The organism is Bauldia litoralis (assembly GCF_900104485.1).
Lineage (GTDB): Bacteria > Pseudomonadota > Alphaproteobacteria > Rhizobiales > Kaistiaceae > Bauldia > Bauldia litoralis.
In genome coordinates this window covers 99,233-110,487 of sequence record NZ_FMXQ01000009.1, presented here as the reverse complement: position 1 = coordinate 110,487, position 11,255 = coordinate 99,233, and the positions used below count along the sequence as shown (strand labels likewise).

Annotated in this window: 9 protein-coding genes; 6 read left to right on the top strand and 3 right to left on the bottom strand. The window is 67.0% G+C overall.

Annotation, left to right across the window (positions count from 1 at the left end; genetic code table 11):
- Positions 1–166: 166 nt before the first annotated feature.
- The 3 genes from BLT60_RS19610 (at position 167) to BLT60_RS19600 (ending at position 6,761) form a co-directional block, all read left to right on the top strand.
- Complete coding sequence (locus BLT60_RS19610; protein ID WP_090879158.1) at positions 167–1,237, top strand: efflux RND transporter periplasmic adaptor subunit; 1,071 nt, start codon at positions 167–169, stop codon at positions 1,235–1,237.
- Positions 1,234–4,341 carry an efflux RND transporter permease subunit gene (locus tag BLT60_RS19605; RefSeq protein ID WP_090879156.1) on the top strand — a complete coding sequence of 1,036 codons (3,108 nt, stop codon included), beginning with the start codon at positions 1,234–1,236 and terminating at the stop codon, positions 4,339–4,341. The genes BLT60_RS19610 and BLT60_RS19605 overlap by 4 nt, the downstream gene beginning before the upstream one ends.
- A gap of 134 nt (positions 4,342–4,475) precedes the next feature.
- Positions 4,476–6,761 carry a transglycosylase domain-containing protein gene (locus BLT60_RS19600; RefSeq protein ID WP_210185649.1) on the top strand — a complete coding sequence of 762 codons (2,286 nt, stop codon included), beginning with the start codon at positions 4,476–4,478 and terminating at the stop codon, positions 6,759–6,761.
- Between the two features lie 3 nt (positions 6,762–6,764).
- Here the strand turns inward: BLT60_RS19600 and BLT60_RS19595 are convergent, their stop codons facing one another.
- From BLT60_RS19595 to BLT60_RS19585, 3 genes are all read right to left on the bottom strand, one after another.
- Positions 6,765–7,691 carry a c-type cytochrome gene (locus BLT60_RS19595; protein WP_090879154.1) on the bottom strand — a complete coding sequence of 309 codons (927 nt, stop codon included), beginning with the start codon at positions 7,689–7,691 and terminating at the stop codon, positions 6,765–6,767.
- Positions 7,692–7,814: 123 nt separating this feature from the next.
- Positions 7,815–8,261: an SRPBCC family protein gene (locus BLT60_RS19590; RefSeq protein ID WP_175478544.1), complete on the bottom strand. Its 447-nt coding sequence runs from the start codon at positions 8,259–8,261 to the stop codon at positions 7,815–7,817.
- Positions 8,258–8,635, bottom strand: coding sequence for an ArsR/SmtB family transcription factor (locus BLT60_RS19585; protein ID WP_090879150.1), 378 nt, complete (start codon positions 8,633–8,635; stop codon positions 8,258–8,260). The genes BLT60_RS19590 and BLT60_RS19585 overlap by 4 nt, the downstream gene beginning before the upstream one ends.
- Before the next feature lie 77 nt (positions 8,636–8,712).
- Between BLT60_RS19585 and BLT60_RS19580 the strand changes: the two genes are divergently transcribed.
- From BLT60_RS19580 to BLT60_RS19570, 3 genes are all read left to right on the top strand, one after another.
- Positions 8,713–9,105 carry an SRPBCC domain-containing protein gene (locus BLT60_RS19580; RefSeq protein ID WP_090879148.1) on the top strand — a complete coding sequence of 131 codons (393 nt, stop codon included), beginning with the start codon at positions 8,713–8,715 and terminating at the stop codon, positions 9,103–9,105.
- A gap of 41 nt (positions 9,106–9,146) precedes the next feature.
- Positions 9,147–9,929, top strand: a complete 783-nt coding sequence (moeB, locus tag BLT60_RS19575; RefSeq protein ID WP_090879146.1) for a molybdopterin-synthase adenylyltransferase MoeB — start codon at positions 9,147–9,149, stop codon at positions 9,927–9,929.
- 188 nt (positions 9,930–10,117) lie between these two features.
- The gene (locus tag BLT60_RS19570; RefSeq protein ID WP_090879144.1) at positions 10,118–11,191 is read left to right on the top strand and encodes a LacI family DNA-binding transcriptional regulator; all 1,074 of its coding nucleotides are present in this window, start codon (positions 10,118–10,120) and stop codon (positions 11,189–11,191) included.
- Positions 11,192–11,255: the final 64 nt, after the last annotated feature.

Below are 11,255 nucleotides of genomic sequence, written 5' to 3'. Positions count from 1 at the left end.
ATGACCGCGTCGTCGGCAAATGACTAGGCGGAAGTGGCGTTTCGCGGACGCTGGCGTGTAGCCGACTCACATATCTGCCGCTAGGGTATGCCTCGCGTCGCGCGACCCTGCAGCGGCCCATCCTTGCTTCATTGCTGGAGGATCTGGCACCGTGTCTTTTCGCTCGATGAGTATTGCACCATTTTCCGTCGTCGCATTGTGCCTTGCGCTGGCGGCCTGCCAGGACGACACGCCGGCCCCGGCGCCACCGAGAACGGCGCGGGTCGTCGAGGTTTCGCCGGCGCCGATGGTCATGTCGGCCGAAGGCAGCGGGTCGATCGCCGCGCAGACGACGACCAATGTCGGCTTCCTGGTCGGTGGCCGGGTCAACGCCCGGCTGGTGGACGTCGGCGACACGGTGACGGCGGGTGAGCCGATCGCTTCCATCGATCCCAGCGACCTCCAGAACCAGCTCGATTCTGCCAAGGGACAGGTCTCCGCGGCACAGGCGGCGGTCGACCAGGCAGCGCCCGAGGAAGCGGCCAAGAAGAAGCTGCTGGCCGACGGCTTCACCACCCAGGCCGAGTATAATCTGGCGCTGAGGGCCCTGCAGAACGCCCAGGCCGACCTCGCCTCCGCCCAGGCCCAGCAACGGCTGGCCGAAGACCAGCTCGGCTATGCCAACCTCGCCTCGCCGGTTGCCGGCGCGGTGACCCGGACAGGCGCCGATCCGGGCCAGGTGGTCCAGGCCGGCCAGATGATCATCGAGGTCGCCGATACCGGCGCGCTCGACGCGGTCTTCGCCGTATCGCAGAACATCGCATCGCTGGCGACAATCGGCGTGCCGGTGACGGTGTGGCTGCAGTCCGATCCGAATATCAGCGTCGTCGGCGCCGTCCGGCAGATCGCGCCGGAGGCCGATCCGACGACCGGCACCTACACGATCAAGGTCGGACTTAAAGACCCGCCGGCCGTCATGCGTCTCGGCGCGCTGGTTCGCGGCCGGGTGCAGTCCGACGGCAAGGAGGTCTACAGCGTGCCACCGACGGCGCTGCTGCAAACCGGCGAGAAGGGCGAAGTGTGGGTCGTGGGCTCCGACAACGCCGTCCACAAGACGCCGGTCACGGTCGAGCGCTACGACACCGACGCGGTGCTGATTTCCGAGGGGCTCAAGAAAGGTGACCTGGTGGTCATCGCCGGGGTCAACTCGCTGGCCGAAGGGCAGGTCGTCAACGTCGACAAGGTCGAGGCGAAATGAAGTCGCACAACCTTTCGGCCTGGGCGATCGAGCACCGGGTCCTCGTTTTCTTCTTCATGCTTCTGTTCCTGATCGCCGGCGCGTATTCCTACATGAATCTCGGCCGCGAGGAGGATCCGTCCTTCTCGGTCGACACCATGGTGGTCTCCGCCGGCTGGCCTGGCGCGACGCTCGTCGACACGATGAACGAGTTGAACAACACCATCGCGGAGAAGCTCGAGGAGACCCCCTATCTCGACTACCTGAAAAGCTATACCGAGCCCGGCAAGACGGTCATCTACGTCAACCTCCTGCAGTCGACCCCGCCCTCGGCGATTCCGGAGACCTGGTATCAGGTCCGCAAGAAGGTCTCCGACATCACCCAGAACTTGCCCCAGGGGACGCAGGGGCCGTTCTTCAACGACGAGTATGGCGACGTCTACGGCATCGTCTATGGGATCACCTTCGACGGCTTCACCTACCGTAACGCGCGCGACTTCGCGGAGACGGCCAAGGCCGCCTTCCTCACCGTTGGCGACACCGGCAAGGTGGACATCTTCGGCGACCAGAAGGAGAAGATCTACCTCAGCTTCTCGCCCGAGCAGCTCGCCGCCCTCGGCATCAGCCTCAACCAGGTGATGGCGGCGCTCTCGGCGCAGAACGAGGTGACGCCGGCCGGTGTCATCACCTCGCCGACCGAGCAGATCCTGATCGACGTATCCGGCGCCTTCGTCGACACCGCCACCATCGCGGCGATCAATCTCCACATCAACGGATCGTTCTACAAGCTGACCGATCTGGCCGATATCACGCGCCGGTCGGTCGACCCGCCGACCAAGATGTTCGAGGTCAACGGCAAGCAGGCGGTCGGCATCGGCATCTCGATGCGCACCGGCGGCAACAACCTCACCTTCGGCGCCGAGATCGGCGCCATCGCGGCCAAGCTCCAGCAGGAATTCCCCATCGGTATCGACCTGGTGCAGGTCTCCGACCAGCCGGAGATCGTCCGGGAATCGATCCACGGCTTCACCAGCGCGCTGCTCGAGGCGGTGATCATCGTCCTGGCGGTCAGTTTCGTCAGCCTCGGCATGCGCGCCGGGCTGGTCGTCGCCCTGTCGATTCCGCTGGTCATGGCGATTGTCTTCATCTTCCTCGATTTCCTCGGCATCAGCCTGCAGCGCATTTCACTCGGCGCCCTGGTCATCGCGCTCGGACTGCTGGTCGACGACGCGATGATCACGGTCGAATCGATGGTCTCGCGAATAGAGGCCGGCGATTCGAAACCGGTCGCCGGGGCCTTTGCCTATACGTCCACCGCCTTTCCGATGCTGACCGGCACGCTGGTCACCATCGCCGGCTTCCTGCCGATCGGCCTCGCCAAGAGCAATGTCGGCCAATACACCTTCTCGCTGTTCGTCGTGATCCTCGTCGCGCTGATTACATCGTGGTTCGTGGCGGTGATCTTCGCGCCGGTGATCGGCGTCACCGTGCTGCCGGCGATCATCAAGAAGAAAAAGAAAAGGGAGGAAAGCGGGCCGGGACGCGGCATGCGCGCCTATATCCGCGTGCTGACGCTGTGCATGCGCTACCGCTACATCACCGTCGGCGTGACGGCCGTGCTCTTCCTGCTGTCGCTCTATGGCCAGAACTACATGCAGCGCCAGTTTTTCCCGGCCTCCGACCGGACCGAACTGATGGTCACCATGCTGTTGCCGGCGAATTCCTCGATCTACGCCACCCAGACCGAGGTCGATCGGGTCGCCAAGATCTTCGAGGGCGACCCGGACGTCGACAGCTACTCCGTCTATGTCGGCGGCGGCGCCATCCGCTTCTACCTGCCGCTCGATGTCCAGGGCGACAACGACTTCACCGCGCAAATGGTGATCGTGACCAAGGACCTCGACGCCCGCGACCGGGTCGAGGACAAGCTGACGAAGGCGATCGCCGACATGGGCAGCGTCACCGGTCGCGTGTCGCGACTGGAACTCGGGCCGCCGGTCGGCTGGCCGGTCCAGTATCGCGTCACCGCGCGAACCATCGACCAGGCACGGTCGCTGGCCGCCGAGGTCGCCAAGATCGTCCGGGATTCCGGCCTTGCCGTCACCGTCAACACCGACTGGAGCGAGAAGTACAAGTCCGTCCGGCTCGCCGTGAACCAGGACAAGGCGCGTCAAGTCGGCCTCAGTTCCGAGGACATCGCCAACCAGCTCTACACGATCCATAACGGTGCGGTCGCCACCCAGCTTCGCGACAGCATCTACCTGATCGATGTCGTGGCCCGGGCGACCGACACCGATCGGTTGTCGCTGGAAAGCCTGAGGACCGTCCAGCTCAGCTTGCCGGGCGGCCAGTCCATCCCCATTACGGAAGTCGCCACCCTCTCCTACGCTCTCGACGAAGCCTATGTCTGGCGGCGCAACCGACTGCCGACGGTCACGGTGCAGGCCGACCCGGGCAGCGGACTCGAGGCGCCGACCGTCTTCACCCGTCTCGCCCCGCAGATCGAGGCCTTCGCGGCGACCATGCCGGAAGGCGCCTTCATCGAGGACGGCGGCACGCTGGAGAAGAGCGACCAGAGCACCGGCTCGGTGATGGCGGAAGTGCCGATCATGCTGGCCGTCGTGCTCATCGTCCTGATGATCCAGATACAGAGCTTCTCGCGCCTCGCGCTCGTCCTCAGCGTCGCGCCGCTCGGCTTCATCGGCGTGGTGGTCGCACTGCTTGCCACCGGCACGCCCTTCGGCTTCATCGCCATTCTCGGGGTTATCGCGCTGCTTGGCATGGTGGTGCGCAATTCCGTGATCCTCGTCGATCGCATCGAATTCAACCATTCCCAGGGAATGGAAACCTGGGAGGCGGTGCTCGAGGCGACCGAACACCGGCTGCGACCGATCCTGCTCACGGCGGCAGCGGCGATCCTCGGCATGATCCCGATCATGAGCGACGTCTTCTGGGGCCCAATGGCCTATGCCATCGCCGGGGGCCTTGCCGGAGCGACGCTGCTGACACTGCTCTTCCTGCCGGCGCTCTACGTCGTGTGGTTCCGGGTCACTCCGCCGGACCACGATGCGCCCAAGACCGCAGCGCCGACCGCAGCACCGCCGGCAGAAGCGGCCGCTGGCTGAGCCCGCCGTCGCTACCCCACTGGACTCCCCGGGCGCCTGCCCGGGATCACGCTTAACCGCGCCTTAAACCGGCCCTTCTACCTTGCGCTACCGACCGGCGGGTCAGTCGCGTGTGTAAGGAGTGGCGGCAGGGCATGGCGAGCAAGCGCCGGCAGAAGGAGCGTGTCGAGCCGAAGTTCGGCGGCCGGGCGAAGAGCGCCGGGTTTTTCGGCCGTTCCAAGCCGGCCGCGAAACCGCCGGCCAAGCGCGCGACCAAGGCCGCGAGCACCAAGACGGCCGCCAAGACCAGGCCCGCCGCGAAATCGACCCGCAAGCCAGCCGCCCGTCCCGCCACGAAAGCCCAATCCAAGGCCGCCGCAGGCAAGGTCACGACGTTCCGCCGCAAGGTCACTCCGCGTCCGACCCGACGCGGCGGTGGGCGCCGGCCGCCCGCCCGCCGTGGTTTCTTCGCCGGCATCGCGCGCCTGGTGCGCGGCACCGTCTACTGGTCCGTAGTGGCCACGATCATCTCGGTGGCGGGCCTCGCCGGGGTGGTCGGCTACTACTGGTCGCGACTACCGCCGAGTTCGGAATGGACGTTGCCGGCCCGCCCGGCCAACGTCCGGATCGTCTCGGCCGACGGAGAGCTGATCACCAATCGCGCCGATACGGTCGGCCAAACGCTGATGCTCGAGGAGATGCCGCCCTTCCTGCCGGAAGCGGTGATCGCCATCGAGGACCGGCGGTTCCGCTGGCATTTCGGGATCGATCCGATCGGACTGGTGCGCGCCTTCGCCGAGAATTTCAGCGCCGGGCGAATCGTCCAGGGCGGCTCGACGCTGACCCAGCAGCTTGCCAAGAACCTTTTCCTGACGCCGGAGCGCTCCTTCGAGCGGAAGATCCAGGAGGTGGTGCTGGCGGTCTGGCTGGAAGCCAGCCTGTCGAAGGACGAGATCCTCGAACTCTACCTCAACCGGGTCTATCTCGGCGCCGGCGCCTATGGTGTCGATGCTGCTGCCAACCGCTATTTCGGCAAGTCGGCCCGCCACGTGACGCTGGCCGAGGCCGCGACGCTCGCCGCGCTCCTCAAGGCGCCGTCGCGCTATTCGCCGATTGCCAACCCCACGGCGGCGGAAGAGCGGACCCACCTCGTCCTCGCCGCCATGCACGAGCAGGGCTTCATCGACGATCGCGAGGCGAGTCTGGCGATGTCTCAGGAGATCCGCGCGGTGCGCGACGTCGCCGGGGGCAGCGGCCGCTATGTCGCCGACTGGGTGATGGACCAGTTGCCGAGCTACGTCGGGGCGCTCGACCATGACGTGGTCGTCGAGACCAGCATCGACCTGCGCATGCAGACCCTGGCCGCGAGCGCCCTGACCAAGACGCTGGACACCGAGGGGCCGGAGCGCGGCGCGAGCCAGGGCGGCTTCATCGCCATGGATCCGCATGGCGCGGTCAAGGCGCTGGTCGGCGGGCGGGACTATGCGCAGAGCCAGTTCAACCGCGCCATCGACGCCCATCGCCAGCCGGGCTCGGCCTTCAAGCCCTTCGTCTACCTGGCAGCGCTCGAGACCGGCATGGTGCCGGAGACCGTGCGGATCGACGAACGTGTGTCGATCAACGGCTGGACGCCGGAAAACTACACCCGCGACTACCTTGGGCCGGTCACCCTGCAATCGGCGCTCTCGCTGTCGCTCAACACCGTTTCAGCGCAGCTGGCGGCCGAGGTCGGCCCGCAGCGGGTCGCCAATGTCGCGCGGCGGCTCGGGGTGATGTCGCCGCTGATGGCGACGCCGTCGATCGCGCTCGGCACCTCCGAGGTGACGCTGCTTGAAATGACGGGCGCCTTCGCCGCGTTTGCCAACGGGGGCGAGGGCGTGATCCCCCATGTCATCGAGCGCATCCGCACCAATGGCGGCGACGTGCTCTACGAGCGCGAAGGGTCCGGTCCGGGACAGATGATCCACCCCGGCCACGTGGCGATGATGAACGCCATGCTGGAGGACGTGGTGGTGCGCGGCACCGGCAAGCGCGCCGCGATCTCCGGCTGGCCGGTGGCCGGCAAGACCGGCACCAGCCAGGATTTTCGCGACGCCTGGTTCATCGGCTACACGGGGGCGCTGGTCGCCGGGGTGTGGTTCGGCAACGACAATTCCAAGCCGACCAAGAAAGCCGCCGGCGGCAACCTGCCGGCGATCGCCTGGCAGCGCTTCATGGCGCCGGCGCTCGAAGGCCAGGCCGTTGTCGGCCTGCCCGGCGACTATCGATACATGAGCCCGGTGCACTATCCGGAGAACGCGATTCCGGTGGTCATCATGGGCGACGACGGCGAACCGCTGACGGTCGCGCCGGGAACCACGGGCAGCATCGCTCGGGCCCCGACGAACGGGCCACAAGCAGAGCCGCGCAAGGGCTTCTTCCGCCGGCTCTTCGGCGGCTGAGCCTCAGGTGGCCGGCGCCTCCGAGGCAATCGGCGGCAGGCTCATCAGGTAGGCGGCGATCGCCTCGAGGTCCTCGTCGGGCAGCATGGCGAGGTTGCGCTGCACCGGCGCCATCGACCCGCCGACCGAGTCGAAGTCCGGCGTGAAGCCGGTCTTGAACAGCGTGACGAGGTCGTCCTGGCTCCACGAGCCGATCCCCGTGTCGGTATCGGGGGTGATGTTGGGAACCGTGCCGTCGCCCTCCGGCGCGGGACCGCCACTCAGGGCGCGGGCGGCGATCATCGCACCGGCGACGTCGCGGGGCGTGTGACACTCGCCGCAGTGCCCCGGCCCCTTGACCAGGTAGGCGCCGCGGTTGATCTGGTCGCTGGCCTGGGGATCGGGCACGAAGGTCTTGCCATCGGCGAAAACCAGCTGCCACAGGCCGAGGCCGCGGCGGATGTTGAAGGGGAACGGCAGATCGTGCGCCGCGACGACATTGTCGACCGGCTCAAGGGTATCTATGAACGCCTTGAGGTCGATGATGTCCTCGACCCGCATCCGCTGGTAGGAGGTGTAGGGAAAGGCCGGGTAAAGATGCTCGCCGCCCTTGCCGACACCGTGTTTAAGAGCGGTGACGAAATCCGCCGTCGACCAAGAGCCGATTCCGGTCTTCTCGTCGGGCGAGATGTTCGGGACGTTGAAGGTGCCGAAAGGGGTGACCATCGCCAGCCCGCCGCCGAGCTTGAGGATATCGTCGCCGGTGGCGCCCGGCGCGGCGTGGCAGGATTCGCAGCCGCTGGCCCAGAACATGGTCTCGCCATTGGCGAGGTCCGGCGTGTGGTCGGGAAGGTCGCCGGCGGCGAGCGTTCGCGGCGCGGTGAGGAACCAGAGCACAACCGCGGCGACGATCCCGAGAAGGACCACGCCAAAAAAGAGCTTCCGGATCATCGCACTGGCCCCGCCGTTCGAATCGCCGGCCTTGACCCGACGCCATCCATGGCATGATGGCAAGGCCGCCGGGACGGGGCAAGCCACCCTCTTCTTCGGTCCCGGCTGCGGAGCCGGCCGATGTCAGGCGAGGAAGGCGGTCAGCCCGTCGAGACAGCCCTCCCAACCCTGGCGATGCGTCCTGCGCGCTTCCGGCGTGGCGATCCGCTCGTGATGGATCACCACCTCCGTCTCCTCGCCGCGGGGCTCGAAACGCACCGTCACCCGCTCCGGCGTCGCGGCGCTCGCGCCGATCGTCCAGGAATAGACCAGCCGGCTTGGCGGCTCGACCACCTCGAATACGCCGCTGATCCAGTCGATCCGGCCGTCCGGCATGCGGTTGGCAAGGCGGTAGCGGCCGCCGACGCGCAGGTCGATCTCCGCCTCGGGACAGGTCACCGGACCGGGCCCCCACCAGCGCACCAGGTGCTCCGGCTGCGTCCACGCCGCGAAGAGTCGTTCCGGACTGGCGCGGATCGTGCGGCGAACGACCAGAGCGGCTTCGGCGTCGTCAGCGGCTTCCCTGTTCATCGCTCGTCCTCGCCCCGCATCTGCTGGTCGGCGCCGCTTTCGACATAGTCGGCAAGGCCGGCCAGCCGGTCCTCCCAGAAGGCCCGCGTTTGGTCGAGCCATTGCTCGACCTCGCCGAGCGGCGCCGGCCCGAAGGCGCAGCGATGGACCCGTCCTTCCACTGTCCGCTCGACCAGTCCGGCGCGCTCCAGCACCCGAAGGTGCTTCGATACCGCCGGCAGCGACATGTCGAAGGGTGCTGCCAGCGCCGTCACCATAGCCTCCCCCTCGGCCAGGCGGAGGAGAAGCGCCCGGCGCGTGCGATCCGCCAGGGCGTGAAACACAAGGTCGAGGCGATCATCCGGTGACGGGGCGGCGGTCTCGGCAACGGGCATCGCGGGTCTCCAATGGACTCATTAAACTAAATGGTTTAATTTTGACCGTCCACCCCGATCCACCGACGGAGACCCCGATGAGCGACTCCATCTACCAGGAAATCGTCTTTACCGCCGCGCCGGCCCGCATCTACAGGGCGCTGATGGATTCCGGCGAACACGCCGCCTTCACCGCCAATGGCGCGGCCGAGATCAGCCGCGAGGTTGGCGGCGCCTTTTCCACCCATGGCGGGCACATTCTCGGCCGCAACATCGAACTGGTGCCAGACCAGCGCATCGTCCAGGCCTGGCGGGTCAAGGACTGGCCGGACGGGATGTATTCGGTGATCCGCTTCGAACTGAAAGAGGAAGGCGCGACGACGCGGCTGGTGTTCGACCATTGGGGCGCGCCGGAGGACCAGCGCGACCATCTGGCCGATGGCTGGACCGCCCGCTACTGGGAGCCGCTCCAGAAATACCTCGCGTCGTAGTCATCTCGCCAATCCGGCCGGAGGCGCTTAAGTTCCCCGTCATGGACCTATCCAGCGAGGAAATCGAGCGCTACGCGCGGCACATTGTGCTGGCCGATGTCGGCGGGCCGGGCCAGCAGAAATTGAAAGCGGCGCGCGTGCTTGTCGTGGGCGCCGGCGGCCTTGGCGCGCCGGTCATCCAGTATCTCGCCGCGGCCGGCGTCGGGACCCTGGGGATCGTCGACAACGACTCGGTTTCGCTCTCGAACCTGCAAAGGCAGGTGATCCACGACACCGAGGCGGTCGGCGCGGCGAAGGTTGCCAGCGCCGCGATGGCGGTCCAGCGGATCAACCCCAACGTCGTGGTCGAGACGCATCCCGTCCGGCTGGGCGACGACAACGCCGCAGACCTGATCGATGGCTATGACATCGTTGCCGACGGGTCGGACAACTTCGCCACCCGCTACCTCGTCTCCGACCAGTGCTTCCGCTCGCAGAAACCGCTGGTGACGGCGACCGTCAGCCAGTTCGACGGTTCGATCACCACCCTGAAGCCCTGGCTCGACGGCCCTGACGGACGACCGAATCCGACCTGGCGGTGCCTGTTTCCAGAGGCACCGCCGGATGGCCTGCTGCCGACTTGCGCCCAGGCCGGCATCCTCGGCGCCCTGACCGGCGTGCTCGGCTCGCTGCAAGCGCTCGAGGTAATCAAGGAGATCGCTGGCATCGGCGAAGGACTGGTCGGGCGACTGCTGCTCTTCGATGCCCGCGCCGCCCGCTTCGAGACCATCCGCTACGCCTGGAACCCGGCCAATCCGCTGACCGGAACCAGCCCGGCCGCCTGATCGGCGCCTGCCTTTCGCGCCCGGACTCGGACGCCGCACCATCGTCACATGCCGGAATGAATCGATTCAGGCCGATCGCGCGGTGCGTTGAACCGATTCAACGTCGAGCCACCCTTTTCAGGAAACCGGGTGAACCGATTCACTCCGTGCGCTAGAAGCGCGTGGCACAGCGGGGATGCGGGGAATCAATGACGCGACCGGTCAGGCTCAAGGACGTGGCGAAGGCTGCGGGCGTGTCGCAGGGCACCGCCTCGAATGTCTTCAACCGACCGGGCCTCGTTCGGCCGGCGGTTCGCGAGCGGGTGCTGGAAACTGCCCGGAGCCTCGACTATAGCGGCCCGGACCCCAGGGGCCGGCTGCTGCGCGCCGGGACGGCAAACGCGATCGGCGTCGTGACGCATACCGCGGTCGCCGCCGCAATGACGCATCCGAAATTCCAGAGCTTCATCCAGGGGATCGCCGAGGTCTGCGACGCTCGCCAGGCCGCTTTCGTCATCGTCCCGGGCGTCGATCGGCAGGCCGCGGATCGAAGCCTGGGGACGGCGCTGGTCGACGGCTTCATCCTTCACAATCCGCGCCACGTCGATTCGCTCATCGCGATCTCGAAACGCCGGAACCTGCCCCTGGTCGGCGTCGACATGGAGGCGCCTGCCGGGATCAGTGCGATCAACCTCGACAACCGCGACGGCGCACGACAGGCGGTCCGCCACCTCGTCGAACTCGGTCACCGGAAGGTCGCGATCCTCGCGCTGCGCGATCCCGAAGCCAACGACACGGGGCCTCAGCACCACCCGGCGGGTGAAACCGCCCGTCGCCTGACCACATCCTTCATCGACGCCCGCGAACGCTACGAAGGCATTGCCGAGGCGCTGGGCGAAGCCGGCCTGTCGATCGACGACGCGCCGATCGTCGAAGGCTGCCCGGAAGGGCCGGAGGTCAGAGCAGCCGCCCGCCTGATGCTCGACAATCTGGCTGGCGCGACCGCCGTCATCGCCATGGCCGACACCCTGGCGGTCGGTGTTCTCGACGAAGCCCTTCGCCGCGGCATCGCCGTCCCGGCCGACCTTTCGGTCATCGGCTTCGATGACCTCTCCATCGCCGCCACCAGCCTACCGAAGCTCACCACCATCGCCCAGTCGACGCGGGCGAAGGGAAAGGCGGCGGCGGAACTGATTCTCGATCCCCCGGCGCACCCGGTGCGGAGGATCATGCCGGTCGACCTGATCGTTCGCCAATCGACCGCCCCACCGCCGTCGCGTTGAGAGCTCCTTAACCACGCCTGCCGCAATATTGAATCGAGTTTGTTGCGTAAAGTGTGGGGTAACG